The organism is Paenibacillus sp. Paensp111, from assembly GCF_059492195.1.
In genome coordinates, this window is record NZ_CP168527.1 from 942,359 (window position 1) to 964,677 (window position 22,319).

The following is a 22,319-nucleotide window of genomic DNA, read 5'->3' on the forward strand; positions in this document are numbered from 1 at the left end:
GTGATAAAAAGCAGCCGACCCATGTGTTGGCTGCGTATGACCAAATTCTCGAGATTTAAGATATCGTCCATCATCACTGTGGGCTAACTAATGTTGTGTTGTTACCAGGGGCACTACCTGCTTACCCCAGCAAAGGCAGGAACTCTTCTTCGGGCAAAATACGGATCTTCCGTCCGGAAGAAGACAGCTTCTCGGCTTTGCGGATCTTGCTGTTGCTCTTGGTTCCGTTCTGGTGCTTGATATAATCCTTCGAACCCACCACCAGGTAGTGGGTATTCGGCAGCACCTGATCGGTCAGCAATCCGCCAGCATCGGCAACCCGCTGCATCGCCTCCCGCCGGGAAAGTGACCCGAGCGTGCCGGAGAACACGACATTTTTGCGATACAGAACGTGATTCTCATCGAACTGGGATACGGAGGGGGCAATCTGGCTGGCCCGGACACTTCCCCCGCTGCTGCGGGTGGAGGCAAAAGAAATATGAGTATAATCCGGCTGGATTGAACCCAGCCGGTATTCGCAGTGAGCAGCAAGCTCGGGAGCGAGTAAGGCTTCGGACTTCTCCATGCACTTCATGAATACAAGTGCGGCTGCTCTGGCGTCTTCGAGCGCGTCATGGTGACGGAAGGCGTCCAGATCCAGATGCCTGCTGATGGAATTAAGCCGGTAGCTGGTTAGCCCCGGCCAGATTCTTTTGGCAAGAAGGTAGGAGCATAGATAGCTGAATCCTTCACTTGGCAGTTCATGTAAGACCATGCAATGTCTCAGTACGCTCATATCAAAAGCGGCATTGTGTGCCACAATAACTTGATTATTCAGTAAAGGCCCGATGGAGTCCCAAAGTTCCTTGAAAGTAGGGGCGTCTTCTACCATCTCTTGGGTGATCCCGTGGATCTGAACAACATAAGGATCGAAGTCATCGAGCGGATTGACAAGTGAATAGAACTCCTCTGCGATCTGACCGTCTCTGACGACTACAATTCCCACGGCACACACACTGCCCCGGTTCCTCATATTCGCCGTCTCGAAATCGAGCGAGACAAAATTCATCGAAGTGTCACCACCCTTTCTAGTATCTGCTGTATTCTATTTTACACCAAATAGATTCGAGTTTCCTTAGCGGGGAAGGATTCCTTCACGAAACATTTGACAGCTGTAAATACCCGATGTATAATTATCTTAAATTAAAGATAAATTAAATTAAGATAAATAATTAGATCAAAGGAGGGAGAGACTTATGAAGAGCGATCGAGAGCTTTCGCTTAAGCTGCTGGTGGTATTGTCCAAATCGCATAAGATCATTATGGATCATGCAGTCAAAGATATGAAGAAGTACGGACTGTCTACCTCCGAATTCACGGTACTCGAACTGCTATACCATAAAGGACAATTCCCGCTGCAGCAGATTGGCGACAAGATTCTGGTGACAAGTGGAAGTATTACTTACAACATTGATAAGCTGGAGAAGAAGGGACTGCTCAAGCGGGTTCCTTGTCCGGATGACCGTAGAGTGACATATGCTGCGATTACAGAAGCAGGTCAGGCGTTATTTGATCAGATCTTTCCCGAGCATGCAGATGTCATTGAGTCCTTGATGAAAGGTCTGTCGGCTGAAGAGAAGAAGATGACGATCTCGCTGCTGAAGAAGCTGGGCAAGTCAGCGAAGAAGACAGAGACAGGATAGCAAATTTTTTTACTATAAATCTTAAATTTAAGATATTCTAATCCAAACTATTAAGGAGAGTGTAGATCATGACACAAAAAACCGCTGGAATTCACCACATTACCGCTTTTGTTCGGAACCCGCAGGAGAATGTTGACTTTTATGCAGGAGTACTTGGACTTAGACTGGTAAAACAGACTATTAATTTTGACGCACCTGAAGTGTACCACTTATATTTCGGGAACCAAATTGGCAGTCCGGGAACTGCCATTACCTTCTTCCCTTGGCCTGAATCTCGTCTTGGTGAAGTAGGCGGCGGGCAGGTGGGGACTGTGACCTTCGCCGTACCGGCGGGAACGCTGTCCTTCTGGGAGGAACGTCTGCAGCGGTTAGGCGTTGAGGCCGAGAGAACCGAGAGATTCGGCGAAGCTTACCTTAACTTCAAGGACTATGACGGGCTGCATCTGGAAATTGTGGAACGGGAGGAAGGGCCGGAGAGCGAGTGGTCATTTGGGGGTGTCCCTGCGAACAAAGCCATCAAAGGATTCGGCGGTGCACAGCTGCTGAGTATGGCCCCAGCGAAGACGATGGACCTGCTGGAGAATGTCATGGGTCTCGTTAAAGTGGGCGAGGAGAACGGGTGGGTCCGTTATCAGGCTTTTGGCGATGTGGGTAATATTGTAGATGTGAATGCAGAACCCGTGAAGCTTGGAAGAGGTGGAAGCGGGACGATTCACCATATTGCCTGGCGTGCTGCGGATGATGAAGATCATGCCAAATGGAGAGCCCATATTCTTGGGCATGGATTCCAACCTACCCCGGTTGTAGATCGCCAGTATTTCAATGCTATCTATTTCCGCGAAGCGGGCGGGATCCTGTTCGAAATTGCTACAGATACACCGGGCTTCGATAATGATGAACCTGCGGATGCTCTGGGTGAGAAGCTGATGCTGCCGGAATGGTTCGAGCCGAACCGGGCTGAGATTGAGGCAGGACTTCTTCCATTCAAAGTCCGTGTACTGGAGGGGGATCAATCATGATTCATTTATTTCAAAAGGGATCGGACCTGAGTACTCCAACCCTGCTGCTGCTGCATGGAACCGGGGGGACTGAACAGGATCTAGTTCCTCTTGCAGGGCTGATCGATCCTACAGCCTCGTACCTAAGCGTACGGGGGAATGTGCTGGAGAACGGCATGCCGCGGTTCTTCCGCAGGCTGGCTGAAGGCGTGTTCGATGAAGAGGACCTGGTCTTCCGGACCGGGGAACTGAACGCTTTTCTGGATACAGCCTCAGTACAGTACGGATTCGACCGGAGTAATGTCACAGCGATTGGTTACTCCAACGGGGCTAACATCGCGGGCAGTCTGTTATTCCACTATCCGAACACGCTGCGAGGAGCGATACTGCATCATCCTATGGTTCCCCGCCGGGGGATTCAGCTGCCTGACTTAACGGGAGTGCCCATCTTCATAGGAGCAGGGTCCAATGATATGATGTGTCCGCCTGCTGAGACCGAAGAATTGGCCTCACTGCTGGAATCGGCGAATGCATCCGTAGAAGTTCACTGGGAGCAGCGAGGCCATCAGCTTACCCAGACAGAAGTGAGCGCCGCAGCAGCATGGTATCAAGGGAAGTTCACATCCTGATGCTTGCGGGGTTCTAAGAACGAACACAGCTCAAGGTACTTCGTGTATTGAGAAAAAGAAACCGTCCCTAGATAGAATGGAAGTACCACCTGCCATCTACCCAAGGAACGGTTTCTTTGTTCGTTCTATATACCATGGACTAACTACGGCCCAACCTTATCCTTTGCCAATTAGGGAAGATTCACTCCCCGTGAAGAGACATACAGCTTGTACCATTCATCACGGGTCATCATTCGTGACTGGCTTTCGGCATCCCGGCAGGCCCGAATCCGCTCGGGATTGATTGTGCCTATCACCGGTTGAATCTTGGCCGGATGTCTCATTAACCAGCCAAGTACGATAGCTTCGGGGGTGGTGCCTTTATCATGAGCCATCTGCTGGACAAGGGCGGCAGTAGCTCTGATATTCTCAGGCTGATCATCCAGCGGTCTTCCCGAGAATTTGCCTTGAGCAAGAGGCCCCCAGGCCTGAATCTGGATATCGCTGGACTGGCAGTATTCCATTAAACCTTCGGAGAAGCCCACAGAGGTTCCAGCCTTCTGATTCACATGTACGCCTTGATCCAGGAAGTCCAGCCGTTCCAGACTGAGCTCCAGCTGGTTCACAACGAGTGACTCCGGCAGGGCCTGTTCCAGAAAGCGGATTTGGGCAGCGTTCATGTTGGAGACTCCGAAGTACCGTACTTTTCCAGAGGATTTGAGCTTGCCGAAGGCTTCGGCCACTTCATCCGGCTCCATAAGCGGGTCCGGACGGTGAAGGAGAAGTACATCCAGATAGTCCGTGCCAAGTCTCTGAAGAGTCCCGTTCACCGAAGCGAGAATATGTTCCTTGGAGAAATCAAAGCGGCCAGGAACCTCCTCGTCCCCAAGCCGGATTCCACACTTGGACTGAATAACAATCTGCTCCCGCATCCCGGGCCGCGTCTGCAGAATTCTGCCAAAGGTCTGTTCCGCCTTGCCGCGGGTATAGATATCGGCATGGTCGAACATCGATATGCCAATGGAGAGGGCGGCATCTACCGCCTTCTCTGCCTGAAGCACATGCTCCTCCGTGATGGGCGCGTCGTTCCATTCACCGCCGAAAGGCATACAGCCCAGAATAAGGCGGCTCGTAGATATTCCTCTTTTCTCAAGCGGCATAATTCTCATAGTTACCTCCATGGTTATTCAAGGATGTTAGTCACTTTAAACATACAGCTTAAAGAACGGCCTTTCAAGAAAGTGAGGAACCTAATGCGAACAGCTGAATAGCTGAGTCTTACGAATTAGGATGATCCGGCGTACTGCCTTGGCCTTGTTCGGGAGGAATTCGTCGGTACAGCAGCCGGGAGGCAGCGATTCCTATCGCGCCGAGACCCATGAACAGCACAGCCCGGATGGCCATCGTTACACCCGGGAGGTCGAAATAGATTACTTTTGCCAGGGTGAGAAATAAGAAGAAAATGCCCGTAAACCTTACGCTGCGGATCTTCCAGACTACTCCGGCCACGATGATGGCTACGGCGTACAGCGCCCATATGGCAGATAGGATGAGGTGCCTGCTGTCAAAGTCTAACCCCCGGGTAAGAATGTCAGTAATTTGAGTGATGAAGATCAAGAACAGTACCGGATCTGCCCAATTCCATACGGAACGCCTAAGCAGGAAGTAAGGCTGCTCAGGAAGCTTGTTAAGGACTTTGGCCACCAGAGCTGCTGAGCCTAGAAGTATAATCCAAGCTGCAGATTCAATAGAGAGCACTTCAGGTATGGGATGCAGGAGCAGCCATAGGATGCCCGTCATGTAGATCAATCCGCCTGTTGCAAGCTGAAGAACTCGCCTGGATAGGATACCGAGCAGAAGGGCGAGCGTCCCCAGGGCGATAAGGGCAGCGGATAGGGTAGCCGCTTGTAGTATGTCAAATAGCCAGAGATAGCAGCCCAAAGCAGCCAGGCTGACGTAGAGCGAGTAATCTTTCTTCCAGATGAAGTTCCATAGGGCGGTCAGGCAGAAGATTAATGCCCATACAGCGGTTGTGATTTGATAAATGATCGCTTGATCTCCATGGAACAGGAGAGCCGTCCAGCCAGAGAGCAGCACGAACCCGGTGAACAATAGGATCTGATTGCCACGGGCAAATATAAGCGGTCTGAAGAATGAAAGGACGAATAATCCGAAGTATTGAAGCAATATGGCGGTTAAATAAGCATAACGAATGGACTCTGTGCCCGAGCCCAGATACAGTGCGAACAAAGGAATATGAAGCATGAAGAATGCTGTGAGATATGAAATGCGGAAGGAATACAGGACCGCGATAATCATAATGGCCACCGAGAACAAAGCTTCATATCCGGCAAAGATCCAGGCGTTAGGCACCTCCGAGCGGATCAGGAAGGGGATTAGATAACCGCCGACCATGGTGATCATGATCAGCACCTGAGACCTGTGCCGAATGGCGGTAAAGACGCCTGCCCCTATAGAGAGAATATAGAGAACGAACGAATGCGGAGCCGGAATCAGCTCGTATAACATATGGGCTGCAAACAGGGTAAGCATCAGAATTGCGATTGATCCGCCCTGCAGGACCTGACCGAGGGCCAGACGTTTGTGACGAAATTGAATCTCCCCGTACCAGAACAAGAGAGCGGCAGCACCAAGGCCGAGTATGCAGCGGGCAGGCTCAGTGACGAACCCCGCACTGACAGCCGCTTTGAATCCCCACAAGATGCCCAGAAGCAGCACAAGCACGAACACTCTTGGCAGCCAGACCCGTGCAATCAAATGCTCCCAGTCTATTCGGGGATCAGGGGCTTTGGCTTTGGGAAAAGGCTTTACTTTCTGAGCTGTATTCTGATGCTGCATGTGTTCAAGCTGCATTTCCAGCCGCAGCACTTTCTTCTCCAGCTCATCGATCCGTCGATGGATATCCAAGACTAAGGCGCCTCCTTTAAGTTGCCGTACAGCTGAGTTAAAGTAACTTCATAAATTTGGTAATAGTATATCATGAATCCGGTCCTATATAACCGCGCTCGTGAAGCTTTGTCTACCAATATTTTCGTGTCGCTAGAGTCCTTTTTTTCTGATAGTATTGCGGGGTTCAATAAGTTAATCAGAAGAGGTGGACAAAGGTGAGGCAGGCCAAAGCGAGAACAGCGGTATTTTTGATTATTTGTATGTTAAGCGGTTTCATGGCGATACAAGGCAAGACCATGGCGGGTGCCGAGAATCTACCATTTACGGATTTGGAAGGTGCCTATGGAACCCACGAGATTGCAGCTCTATATAACCTAAGTATTATGAAAGGGACTTCTCCCACCCTGTTCTCCCCGGATAGGCCGATTACGCGGGCTGAAAGCTTGACTGTGCTGATCCGTCTGCTGAAGCTGGAACCCGTTCATGGAGCCGTTGCTGCATTCACGGATGTACCTGCAAGCAGGTGGTATTACGGTTCGGTACAGGCTGGTGTTGATCTCGGAATTACCGAAGGGACCAGCCCCAGTGAGTTCGCACCGGATCAGCCTTTAACCCGCCAGGAGGCCGCGGTATGGCTGGTTCGGGCTTTGAAGCAATCGGGTACTTCAGTTGGAACAGCATCGGTATTCAGTGATCGGGGGGAGATGGCCACCTGGGCGGTTCCTTCCATTGCCATAGTTCAGGAACTCGGGCTGATGCAGGGGGATGCGGGAGAATTCCGTCCGAATGCTCCGATCACTCGCCAGGAGACCGCCGTCTTGATGGCCAGGGTGCTGGAGACTCGGGACTTTGCCACCAAGATTAATCAGCCAGCAGCATCAGGCATTCAGCTGGGATGGCAGTACAATCAGACTACCGAGCAGTATGAGCAAAGCGTACAGCGTTCAGGGATAAATACGCTTTCCCCGCGCTGGCTATTCCTGGAGAGTAATGGAACCATCAGTCAGTACATTGACCGGTCTCTGATCACCTGGGCCGGGCAGCATAACAAGAAGGTATGGGCGATGGTAGGCAACCGGTTCGATGCCGATGCAACACATCTAATGCTGGCGGATAAAGCCAAGTCAGCGGCAGCAGTCAAACAGATCGGTGATCTCGTACGGAATTACGGCTTGGACGGGATTAATCTTGATTTCGAGAATATATATCCATACGACAAGGCAGCACTGACCTCCTTTGTTCAGGCCCTTGCAGCTCGGCTTCATCAAGAGCAGGCGTTACTTACGTTCAGTGTCTCCCCGGATCTCGGCACGGACTGGACGGAAGCATTCGATTATGCGGCCTTAGGCAAAGCGTCGGATTATATGGTGCTGATGGGATACGATGAGCACTGGGCGGGGGGAAGTGTAGCGGGTTCAGTCTCCTCACTTCCTTGGCAGCAGAGAGGCCTGGATCGGCTCATTGCGGCAGTTCCTGCCACGAAGGTGATTCTTGCGCTTCCTCTATATACAAGAGACTGGTCGCTGAACAAGGATGGCTCAGCGGCATCCTCTGCCGATCTGACGCTGACGGAGCAGAATAGGCTGTTGTCCGCGTACGGCCTTCATCCTAAATGGAATCGGACTCTTCAGCAGTACACAGCCGATTATACATCAGGAACGGTCCGGCACCGGATTTGGGTGGAAGACGCGCGTTCCCTATCGAGAAAATATGCAATGGGCGCAAGCCGCAAGATCGCAGGGTTCGCGTATTGGTACGTTAGCAGTGAGAGTGCGGACGTGTGGCCGGCTCTGCGAAATGCAGGCCGATATGCCGGATACCATTTCTGAGGATTATCTGCCTCGGCTTCTGCTGGCCACTTGGTTCAGCACCTCGGATAGAATAAGTCCCATGGCAATGGCGCCGGAGATTAGGAAAGCTTCAGCAGCCAGCTGAACGGCTGTGTTGTATTCATTTTCAACAAACTTGCGCATCGCATCATAGGCTAGACCGCCCGGGACCAGTGGGATGATACCCGCGACACTGAAGATAATGACAGGCATTTTGTAGAGTTTGGCAAAAACCAGGCTGATCAGTCCCACCATCGCAGCCGCAGATAGTGAAGCCAGCACAGGACCGAAGCGGGGCTGTAGCAGCAGATAGATTACCCAACTGAGCATGCCTGCCAGGCCGCACTGAAGCAGGGAGCGTTTGGGGGCGTTGAACAGGATGGTAAAGGCGGAAGATGCTACAAAGCTGGCGAGCAGTTGGGCCATCATAACCATATCGGAAGACCTCTTTCATATTAGAAAAATAAAAACAGAGCCGCGATCCCGGCTCCAATCGCGAAAGCGGTCAGGAAAGCCTCAGCTCCGCGGGAGAGACCGGAGACCAAATGGCCGGCCATCAAATCTCGTACAGCGTTCGTAATCAAGAGGCCGGGCACGAGAGGCATCACGGAGCCGATAATGATCTTGTCCAGCTGGGCGCCAATCCCTGCGCGGACAAGCAGCAGAGAGACCAGACCGACGAGGAAGGCGGCGAACAATTCAGAGAAGAATTTGACCTTCACCAGTCTCTGGAAATAGATAACGGCAGAGTAGCCGAGTCCCCCGCTTATCATGGCGGGGAGAAAGTCTTTCCATTCGCCCTGGAACATAATTGTGAAGCAGGCGCTGGCAATGGAGGCTGCAGCGATCAGTATCCATACCGGGAAGGCATGGGCGGCGGCATCGATTCTCAGCAGCTCCTGCTTCGCTTCTTCTGCCTGGATCAGACCTCCTTTGAGCTGGCGGGAGACGCTGTTCACGGCTGTCACTTTCTGGAGGTCCGTGGTCCGCTCTGCAATCCGAATCAGCTTGGAGGAAGCCTCGCTGCTCGCTTGAAATATAATTCCCGTAGGTGTGACATAACTGTGGGAGAGGGTCATGCCGAGGCTTGCGGCCATGCGTGTCATCGTATCTTCCACGCGGGAGGTTTCCGCTCCGCTCTGGAGCATGATCTTGCCGGCAAGGAGACACAACTCGGTAGCAGTCTCGATATCCTCTATATGGCGAAGTTTTGAATTTTCGTGGGTAAGGTCCATAGGGATCTACTCCTCTTGGTCTGTAACTGGATTGGATCATCCGTAATTATATCATGAGTAGGTATAGGCTGACATGTTTAGCATCATGGGGAAAGGGTAAGAGATGAATAAGTAGCGCAAGTTCTAAATGTGACAGAATTATAAAAATAATTTGAACAAATTATGAACATTTTGTTGCGGTTTGTGGTATACTTAATTCATAAGCAAGCCCTTTCAACATTTAACCAGGAGTGATGAACATGTCAGCTAAAGTATATCCTTTCAGTAAAGTTCAGCAAATGAAAGATGATGGCTATACCGTTGCCTTTTATATGACCGTAATATCTTGGGCGCTCCTTGCATTCGGTGTTGTACTGTGTCTCTTCAACCTGGCGGAGTTCAATGACCGAAATATGGCCTTGATGGGTGGCCTCGGTGCCATGATCTCCAGTGTATTCGTGTATACCATTGGAACCTCGATTTATCTGGTTCAATCCAACTCGAATAAAGACAACAAATAAACAGTTCTCAAGTGAGATAAATAATTATCAAAAACCCTTAAGATTGATGTCTTAAAGGGTTTTTTTGCGTCCATATTAGTAGTTGTGAACACTTCGTGAAAATAATGCCTTCAAATGGAAATGAATTTATGACGATTTGGTTAACACGTGACAAATCTCACATGCAATCTGATAAACTGAAACAGCTTTGATGTGTATGGGTAATTACATTAATAAAGTACAGTTTGAACTACTGATGTTTTGGAGTCCATTCTGTACCTGATGAAGAGGTGATGGGATAATGAAAAGCAAGCGGTCCGGCTGGAAACTGCTCACGATTCTGGTCTTGAGCTACGCTGTGATCATCGCAGTGTCCGTAGCACTTGGATGGGATAAGTTCATCGTGCTTGATCCGAAAGGACCTGTGGCTGAAGTTCAGCAAAAGCTGATCATTCTAACAGGACTAATATGTATGGCTGTCGTGATTCCAGTTATTGTACTCATGGTCTACATTGTATGGAGATACCGGGATACTCCAGACAATGATGCGCCTTATCAACCTAATTGGCATGATAGCAAGCTGCTTGAAACCATTTGGTGGGGGATTCCAATCGTTATTATTATTGTGCTTGGTATCTTCACTGCGCGTGATACGTATAAGCTAGCCAAGCCACCTGTAACGGATGCTAATCCGATTACGATTCAGGTTACTTCACTGGACTGGAAATGGCTGTTCCAATATCCGGGACAGAAGATTGCGACGGTTAACTATGTGCAAATTCCGGCAGGTGTTCCAATTCGCTTCCAATTGACTTCGGATGCACCGATGAACTCCTTCTGGATTCCGCAGCTCGGCGGTCAGGAATATTCGATGCCAGGTATGGCAATGCAGCTGTGGCTGCAGGCAGATAAGCCAGGTAAATATTTCGGCTCCGGTGCCAACTTTAGCGGTAGGGATTTCGCTCACATGCAGTTCGAGGTGGAGTCCAAGCCGCAGGCAGAATTCAATGAATGGGTGAAACAGGTCAAGGCATCTTCACCAGAGTTAACCAAAGAGGGCTACACTCAGCTGGCGAAACCAGGCACTGCCAAACAGGAATTTTTCTCGTCCTATCCGGATGATCTGTACACCGAGATTGTGGACAAGAATGGCGGAATTTATATGAAGCATGAGATGGATAGTATGAATTCCGGCAGTTATAACGGCTCAACAAAACCATAATGATAGGCGAAAGAGGGTTACGTAATGTGGGAAAATATTAAAGATTTCGCCTCCACTTTTTTCGTCACCGGTGATCCGCTAATTTATGGTGCGGATGTGTCCATTGCGCTGACGAGTATCGCGATCGTCTTTGTACTGACGTATTTCAAAAAGTGGACGTGGCTTTGGCGGGAGTGGATCACTACCGTCGATCACAAAAGAATTGGTATCATGTATCTCATCGCTTCACTGCTTATGCTCTTCCGCGGCGGGGTCGATGCGCTGCTGATGCGTACACAGCTGGCTCTGCCGAACATGAAGTTCCTTCAGGCAGACCACTATAATGCTGTATTTACAACACACGGTACGATCATGATTCTCTTCATGGCGATGCCCATGATGTTCGCTTTATTTAATCTAGTTGTACCTTTGCAATTGGGTGCAAGGGACGTAGCATATCCGTTCCTGAACTCCCTGAGCTTCTGGCTATTCCTGATGGGCGCCATGTTGTTCAACTTGTCATTCGTTATCGGGGGATCTCCTGATGCGGGATGGCTCAGTTATCCGCCGCTGTCGGAACTGTCTCATAGTCCGGGCGTCGGAGAGAACTTCTACATTTGGGGGATACAGATCTCAGGTATCGGTTCCCTGGCAACAGGCATTAACTTCCTGGTAACGATCTTGAAGATGCGTGCACCAGGAATGAAGATGATGAAGATGCCGCTGTTCTCCTGGTCTGTACTTTCCAGTTCGATCATCATCATCTTCGCATTCCCGATTCTGACGGTTACGCTGGCGTTGCTGTTCCTCGACAGGTTCCTCGGGGCTCACTTCTTCACGATGGATCTGGGCGGCAATCCAATGATGTATGTCAACCTGATCTGGATGTGGGGTCACCCGGAAGTGTATATCGTGGTTCTTCCGGCATTCGGTATCTTCTCTGAGGTTGTAGCAACCTTCTCCAAGAAGAAGATATTTGGTTATAATTCGATGGTCTTCTCTATGATGCTCATCAGTATCGTATCCTTCTTCACTTGGGCCCATCACTTCTTCACGATGGGAGCCAGTGCGAACGTTAACGTATTCTTCGCCATCTCGACGATGGTTATCGGTATACCGACAGGGGTTAAGATCTTTAACTGGCTGTTCACGATGTTCCGCGGGCGGATTACAATTACACAGCCGATGCTGTGGACCCTTGGATTCATCCCATGTTTCGCCGTGGGTGGGGCAACGGGTGTCATGCTGGCTGTAGCTCCTGCCGATTATCAATACCACAACAGTTACTTCCTGATTGCCCACTTCCACCAAGTGCTGATCGGTGGTGTTGTGTTCGGTTATCTGGCAGGGATTTACTACTGGTGGCCGAAGGTATTCGGATTCAAGCTGAACGACCGTCTTGGTAAATGGGCCTTCTGGCTGTGGAACATTGGTTTCTATGTATGTTTCATGCCGCAGTACGCACTCGGCTTCATGGGTATGACCCGTCGTCTATATACTTATGGATCAGATACAGGCTGGGATCTGGGCTGGGCACCTCTTAACCTTGTATCCACAGTAGGTGCTTTCCTGATGGGTCTCGGATTTATTTTCCAAGTGTGGCAGATCAGCTACAGTATCCGCAAAGGCGAGCGCGACCTCACGGGAGATCCATGGGGTGGACGGACGCTCGAATGGTCCATTCCATCTCCTGCGCCAATGTATAACTTTGCGGTAGAACCGCAAGTCACTACAGATGACGCATGGTGGAAAGTCAAAGAAGACAGAGCGAAAGGCATTAAGCCGGCACCTGTCAAATATGAACCGATTCATATGCCGAAGAACTCGGCGATACCGTTCGTGATGTCGGTATGCTGGTTTATTGCCGGATTTGGCTTTGTATTTGACTGGATGTGGATGGCCATTCCAGGATTGATCGGGGTAGCAATTTGTCTGCTGGCACGTTCCTTCTCGTACGACACGGATTACTACATTCCGGTTGATGAAATTGAGCGCACTGAGGCAGCTTTAAGAGGGAGGACCGTCTAATGGCACACGCGACTGCAGAGCATTCCCACGCGCATGAAGCCCACGAGAGTCACGAGTCCCTTAAGGTGCTTGGCTTCTGGATCTTCATCGTTACGGATATCTTGATATTCGGCACATTGTTCGCCTGCTATGCGGTACTTCATACGCATACGAACGGCGGACCTGGTGCCAAAGAATTGTTTGAAATGCCGGGCGTTATCGCAGAGACCTTTATCCTGCTTACAAGCAGCTTCACAAGCGGTCTGGCTGTGCTTGCCATGCATAAGGGCAAAGTGAAACAGCTGATTGCTTGGCTGGCCGTAACTGCGGTGCTGGGCGCTGCCTTTATCGGCATGGAGCTTAATGAGTTTGTGAAATTGGTCGAAGAAGGCCACAAGATTTCCAGCAATGCATTCCTGTCTGCTTTCTATACACTGGTGGGTACACACGGTCTTCACGTATCGATCGGTCTTGTATGGATGATCGGACTTATGATTCAGTTGTCCCGTAGAGGTATTACTGAAGTGACTACCCGTAAAGTAACAAACCTCAGCTTGTATTGGCACTTTTTGGATGTCATCTGGATCTTTGTCTTCACCGTCGTATATTTGATGGGGGTGATGTAAGATGAGTCAGCATAATACCGGACATGAACATGCCTCTGGTGAGAGCCATGGTTCACTGAAGTCTTATGTGATTGGTTTTATTTTCTCCATCGTCTTAACGATCATTCCGCTCTTCATTGTTATGAATGGTCTGCTTAACAAGACCCAGACCTTCATCACAATTATGATCATGGCTGTGCTTCAGCTGATCGTTCAGCTCTTCTTCTTCATGCATATCCGTGAAGGTGAGAAGCCAAGATGGAACGTTATGACCTTGATCGTAGGGATTATTATCGTACTTACCGTTGTAGGCGGATCGATCTGGATCATGTCCTTCAACTCTACGGTGCAATAATAGGGCGGCAGTGTTTAACAAATGAAATCGGACTCCAATGAACAGCGGGAAGGCGCCGTTCATGGGGACTGAACTAGAAAAAGGGAATGTCTCATAGCCAGGCAGTTGGCTGTGGGGACATTCCCTTTTCTTTTTGCTAAGTGTTCACTTTCTCAATCACAATCAGGCAGGTGCTGTCTGGAAGAGGTACGGGCATTTCTTGCTCGTCCAGAAATAAGATTCGTTCCGTCAGCGCTTCCGTATAACCTTCCTGAAGGAAGTGGCGGTTCTCGGTAATCAGGGCGGCATCGCCTAAAGTTGAACGGATGAAATCGATGTATCCGCTCGGTGTGAAATAACCGAACTGCTCCTGCACCTCGTGGACATAAGCTTCTTCTCCCCAGGTATAGGTGTATAGGAATTCCATGGCATCGTTAACCGGCATTTGCACTTCCTGATCGCCAACGATTTCAAACTGAATTTTGCGTCCGGTAAAATCATTCTGGTACCTGTGCAGCCAATCCAGCCCGTCTGCCTCCAAGAATCGAATACGGCGGTTGAGTGTAGTCGGCTCGGTCATGATTCCGTCTCTGATTATAATCCTTCCCCCTACAGGAAGGACTTCAAAGGCACTGACCAAGGCAGCGGCGATCGTAGCCTGATTGAACCGTCTGCCTTCATACTCAATGTAAGAGAACAGCTCATGAAGGATAGAGGAGAAGACGATGGTATCGGCCTGACCTGGCTTCACATAACTCGAGAGCTGGAGAGCATCCCCTTTGATCACATGCCAGCTATGTCCTTCAAGCTGTTTTTTGCGCTCAAGCGCTTCAATGACATTAGCTGAAATATCCAGGCCGGTCGCCTGAATATGCGGCAGTTCCTGTTCAATTAGATCAAGCAGCACACCTCCGCCTGGACCAATATCAATGACCCTCTCACCGACGATATAGCCCAGAATTACCTTCTTATAATCGGCTGTCTGGTTCATGCCGGCAAGGTATTCTTCTTCGTTATGAAAACGGTCATAGGCGTCACGGCGCAGATCGAACAGATCGAAGAGCATGAGGACGGCTTTCTCATAGAGAGGTGATTTCTCGGCCTCTATACAGAATTCAATCAGCTTCTCCGCCGCAGGAGAGAACTCGAATGTGAAGAAGACGGTGTCGGGAAGCTCAGGATGAGTCTGTAGCGTATACTTAAGATGAGGACTGGTTATCTTCTGACCGCCGAGGATATTCTCCCAGGAGAGATCAGACAGGTACTTCTCGATAATCCTTTTCTTATAGACATTAATCTTCTTGGAACCTTTATAGTCGTAATACATCATGTTCATAAGCCTCTCGAAGCTGACATGACGCACGGAAAGGTCGGTTCTCTCATGACGGACAGCGAGGAGCAGAATCTTGATGAATTCGTCCAGGGCGAAGTCCTGAGTAGCCGATTCAACGTACCAAAGCGTCTGTTCCTTCATGGGAGCCAGGCTCACATCAAGATTCACCTTTTCCTGAATCAGATTGATTTCTGTATCGAATCGCTCACCCCTGCGAATGGACTGGGTTCTCAGCAGCCGCAGCCGCTCAAGTAACGCTGCTTCGCCTGGAAGGGTATCATAGGCAATCTGCCGGATCAGCTTCTCTACTTCCTCCCGGGTAGACAGCCATAACTCTTCGGATACCCCGCCGATAATGCAGTGATTGAGAGGAAGCAGGATATGGATAAGCTCATCGGGGGATAGCTTGCCGGATCTGATCAAGGCTTGAAGAGGTTCATTCTCCATATAAGGAACCTCCCCGCGGAGCTGCTGGCCGATGAGTCCATGTGTCGCAATCAGGGTATTAATGACTTGAAGGCGGTCGCTCGAAGTCTGTTCGAAGTGGTGCTCACTATAAATCTGAGCCGAGCCGATATTATGTACGAACAGATTTATACCCTGCTTCTGCCAGACTCTGCGCTGCTGAAGGCTGCCTCCCTTGGATACCTCGGACCAAGTGAGCACTTCTTCTATGATCTCCCTGATCCAGAAGGATAAGGGCAGCTTATCCAGAATAAGCAGGGTTCTTTCAACATAATCAAGTACTGGATTAGCATTCTCCAGTTCGCGGAGAGCATGGATACGCTCCAGATTGAAGACGGGCTGTTCTGCGGTGACAATATAGTTCCGCCAGGACTGAGAGTCCGCAGCTGATTCATAGCCTTGCCGATAGGCGGTAATCGCCGAGAGTGATGCAAGCATCGCTTTTAGTCCTCCTCTGTAAGTTCTTATATCAATATATAACACAAAAGGACAGGCCGGGAGGATTTATCCCGGGCCTGTCCCTGATAAGCTGGTGTTTATTTGAGCGTCTCCGGCTGCTTATATTCCACACCGAAGGTATCGACGGTAACTTTCTTCATCACCTGCTTGGTGTTAGGAGCATCATTGGCGTCGCGAGGCTGATTCACGATCTCATCAACAACCTCCATACCTTCAGTTACTTTACCGAAGGAAGCGTACAGACCATCCAGACTTGGATAATCGGCAGCCATGATGAAGAACTGGGAACCGGCTGTATCCGGCATATTGGTTCTGGCCATGGAGATGACGCCGCGCGTATGCTTGAGGTCATTTTGGAAATTGTTCTGAGTGAATTCGCCCTTTATATTATAGCCGGGTCCTCCGGCCCCAGTGCCTTCAGGGTCACCACCTTGAATCATAAAGCCGGGAATGACACGGTGGAAGATGGTTCCGTTATAGAAGCCCTTCTTAATCAGTGAGATGAAGTTATTCACAGTATTGGGGGCAACTCTCGGGTACAGTTCCACTTTAATTGTTTTGCCGCTGTCCATCTCAATGGTAACGACTGGATTTTTGCTGCCCTTGTTGGCAATTTTATCCTGCAGGCTCCCTGCAGCTGGCGTCTCCTTGCTGGTCTCGGCGGGTGCAGCCGGAGCCGCTTGGGATTGTGTGTCCGTGGCCTCCTTCTTGGCTCCGCAGGCTGAAAGCACGAGGACGAACATCATCAGCATGACGATGAGGATCGGCCGGGTTGTCAAAGCTTTCTTCATGTATCTTACTCTCCTTTTTGGTTGTCTCAGGATCTATTATACCTTCTTTGGTTTCAGGAGAGAAACAAGACACAACTAATTATTCTACTTCATAGACACATGCGAGGGATCTGCCATGTTGGAGAAACTAATTAACAATTTTACGCTGCTGACATCATTTCTGTTCTTCGGAAATATGGTCCGCAGTCGGTTCCTAAATGGGAGAGTCAGGTTTAACCTGAATCTGTTCATTAGCGGGGTTGTCCTTGGATTGTTCGGCCTGCTGCTCATGCACTTCACCTTCCCAATCAACAGCTTGGTGGTTGCAGACTTCCGGCAGCTTGCCATTATCGTGTCCGTATACTTGGGAGGAGCCGTCTCTGGATTCTGGACGACGCTGATCATAGCGGTCTACAGGCTGATCTTCCTGCACGGACTCAGCTCAGCTTCCATTCTCGGGGCTTCGAATGCCGTGCTAACCTTTCTGGTAGCGGTGTGCCTGCTGCCGCAGAGGAAATTTCAATTGAGGAAATGGGTACTTACCCTTGTTCTGTCCCTTGCTGTCACGCTGAGTACGTTCTATATAACTTTACACGAGAATGTAGTAGCCGTGCTGGTTCCATTCTCCTTGATATTTACCCTGGCGGGTATGTTCACCTATTATATGCTGCGGTATCTGAAACGCTCGGATGATCTGCTCCATATGATGAAGGAAGCGGCACACCGGGACTTTCTTACAGGCCTGCATAATCTAAGGGCTTTCGAAGCTTTTTTTGATTCCAAAGTGGAGGCCAGTTACATTGAACCTTCGGTATTCTCGCTGCTCGTCGTGGATATCGATTATTTCAAGCAGGTGAACGATACGTATGGACATGCGGCCGGAGACGCTGTACTGTCCCAGCTGGCTGATGTTCTCAGGGATACTTTTCATCCAGGCGATTATATTGCCCGCAAGGGCGGAGAAGAATTTGTTATTATCGTAGATGACTGCGGGATTGATAAGGTACGGCAGGTGGCCGAGCGGCTGAGAAGGAATGTAGAGAATCAAATCTTTGACCTTCCGGAAGGGGACCACATCCGGCTGACCATATCCATTGGTGCCTCAGTCTATCCGGTTATCGAATCAGGGAAGCTGTTCGAGAAAGCGGATCAAGCGTTATATGCGGCCAAAGAAGCAGGAAGAAATCAAGTGTGCCTGATGAGTGCTTAAACTGGAGGAAGAATACCCAAGCGGGTATTTCTTCCTCTTTTTTTGTATGGTTTGCACCCGATTGTGCCAAAATAGGAAAACCATGAGCGAAGATGGAATTGTAGAGGGCAGGAGGAATGGATATGCGAGGCACCAAGAAGGAAGCAGACAGTCTTCTGCGGTTCATTCAAGAGAAATTGTCCAAAAGCATGGATTTGGAGCAGCGCAGCTTGTGTACCTCTGAGCAGCAGGTGGAGCTCGTGTACTTGCGGAGTATAGCGGACTCCTCCACGGTGAACCGCTTTATAATCAGCCCTTTTTTTGAAACCCAGGACAAGGGAAGTTATGAAGATTACATCGCCTCTTTCCCTGGTAGTAAGTCAAGCCAAGACCCTAAGGAGATTCTGGAAATGCTGCTTGGGGGTCATGTAGGAATTTTTTTCAGTATGGAAAAAGTGTATTTGTTCGATGCCGTTCGTGTCGAAGCAGGATCGGTAGAAGATGCACAGACCGAAGTTATCGTTCAGGGTCCTGCAGACTCCTTCAATGAAAGCCTTGATGTGAATATGAATTTGATACGGCGCCGCTACCAGTCTTCTGATCTAAAGGCGGAGACCACCACAATCGGTCATAAGTCGAAGACCAAGATAGCCATCATGTATGATGAGACGCGAATCGATCCTGAGGTCCTAAAAGAATTAAAGAAACGTCTGGATGGCATCTCGGTTGATATCCTTCAGGCTGCAGCGGAGCTCGACAAGTATCTGTCCGGCAATAAATACCGTCTCTTTCCCACGACCATTGTGACTGAGCGGCCCGACCGGGCAGTCTTTAATATCTCGGAGGGCAAGATTATCCTCATTGTGGATACCGCTGGATTTGCGGTTATTCTCCCGGCAGTATTTAATGATTTCTTCACAGCCATGGATGACAAGCTTCAGGTACTTCCGGTAGGCTGGTTCCTCAAGGGTATTCGCTACCTTGGTCTTATCCTTACCGTTCTAATTCCAAGCCTGTATGTGGCGTTCACCTCCTACAACCCCGAAGTATGGAAGGTACAGATTGCTTTGTTAGTAGCAGGAAGCCGCGCAACAGTTCCTTACCCGTCTTATATTGAGGTGCTGATCATGCTTCTCATGATGGAGTTTCTGACCGAGGCCAGCTTGCGGCTGCCTAAAGCTATCGGCCCGACTGCAACTACGGTAGGCGGGCTTATTCTGGGGACAGCCGCTACCGAAGCGGGACTTGTCAGCAACATCATGATCATTCTGGTATCCGCAGTAGCGATTTCCAACTTTGTCATTCCGATGAATATGATGGGGTTCACGGTCCGTGTCATCAAGTACCCATTTATATTCCTGGCTACTATATACGGCTTACTCGGAATTGTGCTGGGCTTAGTCAGCGTGATTGTGTACTTGTCCAGTCTGCGAAGCTTCGGAAAGCCTTATTTCAAGATTTTCGCGATTGAGAGAGTCAGACAGAACCCCTCACAGAAGGAGCAAGGCAATGGTTAAGAACAAATATTTCTACTATCTCTTTCTGATCAATGCCTTGATTAATATTATCAATTTCGTGCCGAGGGGATTAATTGCAGAACGCTTTAACGGAACTATGATGGCGATCGTCGTCTCGGTGCCTGTTGGACTTATTCTTATGTCTCTCTGCGTCAAGATGATGAATAAATTTCCGGGTGAGGGACTGCCGGAAATATTCCTTGCGAACTATCCCAAGCTGCTAGCCAAGTCCATGCTCTTCGGACACACCCTGCTCTGGTATGCTGCTGGATTGATTACCCTAATCTCGTTCGTAGACGTAACCATGAGATATATTACCGCCGATGTATCGCCAGTCTTAATTATGATTGGCTTTCTTGTGGTTGTCTGTCTGGCTGTCCGTGTAACTGCTGAATCGATCCTATATGCGCTCGAAGTCATGATTCTTCTGAATATACCGATCATTCTCTACGTCCTGGTCAAAGCATTCCTGAATCCTATGTTCAGCTGGGATGCAGTACTGCAAGTCCTCACCTATTCATTTAAAGTTCCATCCTACGGGGCTATAGCGGATGCCACTTTTATTTTCACAGGCTATCTTAACTTGGCCATCTTTAACCGGGCCTTTAATAAAGTTACGATAAAACGGTTATGGTTAATCGGGATTACCGGGTTCGTCATTCTGCTTATATCGGTGTTGATTCCGATCGGATATCATGGAACGATTGGAGTAGAAAGACATGTCTACCCTTGGTTCTCTACGGCGGATGTGCTTCGTACGAAGAATTTTATAATTGAACGGGTGCTGTTCTTCTTCTATTTCACCTATTTAACACTCTCCCTGGTGAGTTCAGTGGTACACTGGCATGTGGCACTTGAGATGCTGAAAGGTGTATTTACGATTAAAGAGAAAAAGAAGCGGAAGATTGATCCGGAATGGTGGATGCTTCTTGTATTCGGCCTGGTGGGCTTATTGTCGATGGGGACCAATCAATTTTTCCGGGATCGTGCGGGTCTTTGGTTCCTGAATATTCGGCTTGTCGGCGAAGGCATACTGATCGCCAGTGTGTATTTGGCCTACAAAAGGAGGGGGGCTAAGAGACATGATTAGAATCGTGTACTGGGTTCTGGTTCTCTTGCTGATATTGCCCCTTCAGGGGTGCAAATTCAAAGATATTGATCTGAAGCTGTTTGTTATGGCCATAGGTATTGACGAAGCGGAGAACGATCCGGCCAAGCTCAGTGTGACGCTGAAGATTGCTATACCTCAAGGTGATCCCAAGAAAGCTGAAGAGCAGGTTCAAATCCTGACACATGAAGGGGATACCATAGCTGAGATTGTACGGGAAATGAAGTCCAGAATTGATAAAGAGCTTGACTTCGGACATTGTAAAGCCGTACTGTTCGGCGAGAAATACGCCCGTAAAAATATAGAGGAGGGCTTGGACTGGATGATGCGCAGAAGAGATCTCCAGCTCACGATCTATACTGGGGTAGCCAGGCCTTCAGCGAAAGAGGTGCTCAATGTACAGCCTGTAACGGAACGGATTCCGGCGAACTCGCTTCTCCTTGCCTTAAGTAAGGATGGGACGGAATCTCCCTTTATTGTTCCGGCTGCCTTCTCCTATCTGCTGCAAAGACGTATCGATGAGAAGGGGGTGGACCCGATTCTTCCTCTAATTGAAGCGAAGAATGATCATGAATTTCTGATCAACAAAGCCTATCTCTTTGACAAGAATAAAGCTTTGGAAGTGTTAGATCCAGAAGAGACGAGAATTTATAACTTGCTGTATTTGAAGAATCTCAAGACCTCCTTTAATTTGGAGTATGAGGGGATTAAATATGCTTACAATGTAGAGAAATCCAAGTCGAAGTACAAAATAATTACACCCAAGACGGGGACCCCCTCTATCGAATATACCATCAAAGTTAGTGCCGAGATGGAGGAAAGTTACAGAGGCTCCAGCTTCAATGAGAAGATGATCAAAGATCTGTCGAAAGCCGCAGGAGAACAAATGAATGAGCGTGTGGAGAAGGTTCTTAAGAAGATACTACAAACCAAAAGTGATCCCTTGGGCTGGGGTCTTCGGTATCAAGCCAGGCACTGGAACAATTCTACGGAATATAAGGACTGGGCTGATCTGAAAGAGCGGCTGGAATTTCACGTGAAAAGTAATGTAGATATTAAGTATACGGGAATGGTACGGTAAAGGCAGGCTTATACGCTCATAGTAAAGCCCACAGCTTCAAGAGGAGGCTGTGGGCTATTACATGTGCTTATGAATGTGTCCCTGTGAATCGGACCGTTATTGATCGTCCTCGCCATCATATCCATTAATCAGGTCGGTCCCATGCATGATGATCTCAGGCGGAGCAGCAGGGTCAACGGGACTGTTCTTTTCTATGGCATCCGCGTCCGGTACATCTTCAAGATTGACATCCTCGGCGGAATCTGTCTCATCCTCTTCATAAGAGCTTAGGCTTTGCGTACTCCGGCTGTCATGAGGGAGCAGGTCGTCGCTTGGAATGTCGTTCTCGGGACTATAGTCCGCTAGAATTTTATATTGTTCATATTCCTGATCTCCACGATTTTCCGGGTTAAGTGGGGTGCGATCTCGATCCATAGTCGCCAGGCCTCCTTCAGATTACTTCATTATTAGGGTCTACTTGGAGCTTACCCCAAACCGCCTTTTTCCAAACGCAGACTTACTTGTCTGTA

21 protein-coding genes are annotated in these 22,319 nt (G+C 49.2%); 13 read left to right on the plus strand and 8 right to left on the minus strand.

Annotated elements, in window-relative coordinates; translation table 11 throughout:
- Positions 1–121: 121 nt before the first annotated feature.
- Positions 122–1,048 carry an exonuclease domain-containing protein gene (locus ACEN86_RS04345; RefSeq protein ID WP_495633135.1) on the minus strand — a complete coding sequence of 309 codons (927 nt, stop codon included), beginning with the start codon at positions 1,046–1,048 and terminating at the stop codon, positions 122–124.
- Positions 1,049–1,235: 187 nt separating this feature from the next.
- Here ACEN86_RS04345 and ACEN86_RS04350 point away from each other — a divergent pair, with 187 nt between their 5' ends.
- From ACEN86_RS04350 to ACEN86_RS04360, 3 genes are all read left to right on the plus strand, one after another.
- Positions 1,236–1,682, plus strand: coding sequence for a MarR family winged helix-turn-helix transcriptional regulator (locus ACEN86_RS04350; RefSeq protein ID WP_495633136.1), 447 nt, complete (start codon positions 1,236–1,238; stop codon positions 1,680–1,682).
- A gap of 68 nt (positions 1,683–1,750) precedes the next feature.
- Positions 1,751–2,701 (plus strand): ring-cleaving dioxygenase, encoded by a 951-nt coding sequence (locus ACEN86_RS04355; protein ID WP_495633137.1) that lies wholly within the window; start codon positions 1,751–1,753, stop codon positions 2,699–2,701.
- Entirely contained in the window at positions 2,698–3,309 is a 612-nt protein-coding gene (locus tag ACEN86_RS04360) for an alpha/beta hydrolase (RefSeq protein ID WP_495633138.1), read from the plus strand. Before ACEN86_RS04355 ends, ACEN86_RS04360 begins: the two co-directional genes overlap by 4 nt.
- A 170-nt stretch (positions 3,310–3,479) precedes the next feature.
- Here ACEN86_RS04360 and ACEN86_RS04365 read toward each other — a convergent pair whose 3' ends face one another.
- Both ACEN86_RS04365 and ACEN86_RS04370 read right to left on the minus strand, forming a co-directional pair.
- Positions 3,480–4,457 carry an aldo/keto reductase gene (locus tag ACEN86_RS04365; protein WP_495633139.1) on the minus strand — a complete coding sequence of 326 codons (978 nt, stop codon included), beginning with the start codon at positions 4,455–4,457 and terminating at the stop codon, positions 3,480–3,482.
- Positions 4,458–4,566: 109 nt separating this feature from the next.
- Positions 4,567–6,216 carry a DUF2339 domain-containing protein gene (locus ACEN86_RS04370; RefSeq protein WP_495633140.1) on the minus strand — a complete coding sequence of 550 codons (1,650 nt, stop codon included), beginning with the start codon at positions 6,214–6,216 and terminating at the stop codon, positions 4,567–4,569.
- Positions 6,217–6,413: 197 nt separating this feature from the next.
- On the opposite strand from ACEN86_RS04370, the gene ACEN86_RS04375 reads away from it, so the two are divergent.
- Complete coding sequence (locus ACEN86_RS04375; RefSeq protein ID WP_495633141.1) at positions 6,414–8,027, plus strand: S-layer homology domain-containing protein; 1,614 nt, start codon at positions 6,414–6,416, stop codon at positions 8,025–8,027.
- Between the two features lie 3 nt (positions 8,028–8,030).
- Here ACEN86_RS04375 and ACEN86_RS04380 read toward each other — a convergent pair whose 3' ends face one another.
- Both ACEN86_RS04380 and ACEN86_RS04385 read right to left on the minus strand, forming a co-directional pair.
- Positions 8,031–8,456 (minus strand): threonine/serine exporter family protein, encoded by a 426-nt coding sequence (locus ACEN86_RS04380; protein ID WP_495634214.1) that lies wholly within the window; start codon positions 8,454–8,456, stop codon positions 8,031–8,033.
- A gap of 26 nt (positions 8,457–8,482) precedes the next feature.
- On the minus strand, positions 8,483–9,262 hold the full coding sequence (locus ACEN86_RS04385) for a threonine/serine exporter family protein (RefSeq protein ID WP_495633142.1): 780 nt from the start codon (positions 9,260–9,262) through the stop codon (positions 8,483–8,485).
- 239 nt (positions 9,263–9,501) lie between these two features.
- Here ACEN86_RS04385 and ACEN86_RS04390 point away from each other — a divergent pair, with 239 nt between their 5' ends.
- The 5 genes from ACEN86_RS04390 (at position 9,502) to cyoD (ending at position 13,909) form a co-directional block, all read left to right on the plus strand.
- Positions 9,502–9,762 carry a hypothetical protein gene (locus ACEN86_RS04390; protein WP_127199504.1) on the plus strand — a complete coding sequence of 87 codons (261 nt, stop codon included), beginning with the start codon at positions 9,502–9,504 and terminating at the stop codon, positions 9,760–9,762.
- 280 nt (positions 9,763–10,042) lie between these two features.
- Positions 10,043–10,963 (plus strand): ubiquinol oxidase subunit II, encoded by a 921-nt coding sequence (locus ACEN86_RS04395; protein ID WP_495633143.1) that lies wholly within the window; start codon positions 10,043–10,045, stop codon positions 10,961–10,963.
- A gap of 24 nt (positions 10,964–10,987) precedes the next feature.
- Positions 10,988–12,970, plus strand: coding sequence for a cbb3-type cytochrome c oxidase subunit I (locus ACEN86_RS04400; RefSeq protein ID WP_495633144.1), 1,983 nt, complete (start codon positions 10,988–10,990; stop codon positions 12,968–12,970).
- Positions 12,970–13,575: a cytochrome o ubiquinol oxidase subunit III gene (gene cyoC / locus ACEN86_RS04405; protein WP_495633145.1), complete on the plus strand. Its 606-nt coding sequence runs from the start codon at positions 12,970–12,972 to the stop codon at positions 13,573–13,575. The genes ACEN86_RS04400 and cyoC overlap by 1 nt, the downstream gene beginning before the upstream one ends.
- Position 13,576: 1 nt before the next feature.
- Positions 13,577–13,909: a cytochrome o ubiquinol oxidase subunit IV gene (cyoD, locus tag ACEN86_RS04410; protein WP_495633146.1), complete on the plus strand. Its 333-nt coding sequence runs from the start codon at positions 13,577–13,579 to the stop codon at positions 13,907–13,909.
- Positions 13,910–14,045: 136 nt separating this feature from the next.
- Here the strand turns inward: cyoD and ACEN86_RS04415 are convergent, their stop codons facing one another.
- On the minus strand, positions 14,046–16,124 hold the full coding sequence (locus ACEN86_RS04415) for a class I SAM-dependent methyltransferase (protein WP_495633147.1): 2,079 nt from the start codon (positions 16,122–16,124) through the stop codon (positions 14,046–14,048).
- Between the two features lie 98 nt (positions 16,125–16,222).
- On the minus strand, positions 16,223–16,936 hold the full coding sequence (locus ACEN86_RS04420; RefSeq protein WP_495633148.1) for a peptidylprolyl isomerase: 714 nt from the start codon (positions 16,934–16,936) through the stop codon (positions 16,223–16,225).
- A 115-nt stretch (positions 16,937–17,051) separates the two neighbouring features.
- Between ACEN86_RS04420 and ACEN86_RS04425 the strand changes: the two genes are divergently transcribed.
- From ACEN86_RS04425 to ACEN86_RS04440, 4 genes are all read left to right on the plus strand, one after another.
- Entirely contained in the window at positions 17,052–18,125 is a 1,074-nt protein-coding gene (locus tag ACEN86_RS04425) for a GGDEF domain-containing protein (protein WP_495633149.1), read from the plus strand.
- A gap of 122 nt (positions 18,126–18,247) precedes the next feature.
- Positions 18,248–19,621 carry a spore germination protein gene (locus ACEN86_RS04430; protein WP_495633150.1) on the plus strand — a complete coding sequence of 458 codons (1,374 nt, stop codon included), beginning with the start codon at positions 18,248–18,250 and terminating at the stop codon, positions 19,619–19,621.
- Positions 19,614–20,711 (plus strand): GerAB/ArcD/ProY family transporter, encoded by a 1,098-nt coding sequence (locus tag ACEN86_RS04435; RefSeq protein ID WP_495633151.1) that lies wholly within the window; start codon positions 19,614–19,616, stop codon positions 20,709–20,711. The genes ACEN86_RS04430 and ACEN86_RS04435 overlap by 8 nt, the downstream gene beginning before the upstream one ends.
- Entirely contained in the window at positions 20,704–21,810 is a 1,107-nt protein-coding gene (locus tag ACEN86_RS04440) for a Ger(x)C family spore germination protein (RefSeq protein WP_495633152.1), read from the plus strand. The genes ACEN86_RS04435 and ACEN86_RS04440 overlap by 8 nt, the downstream gene beginning before the upstream one ends.
- 96 nt (positions 21,811–21,906) lie before the next feature.
- On the opposite strand, the gene ACEN86_RS04445 is transcribed toward ACEN86_RS04440, so the two are convergent.
- A complete protein-coding gene (locus ACEN86_RS04445; RefSeq protein ID WP_495633153.1) occupies positions 21,907–22,224 on the minus strand; it encodes a hypothetical protein in 318 nt (105 codons plus the stop codon).
- Positions 22,225–22,319 lie beyond the last annotated feature (95 nt).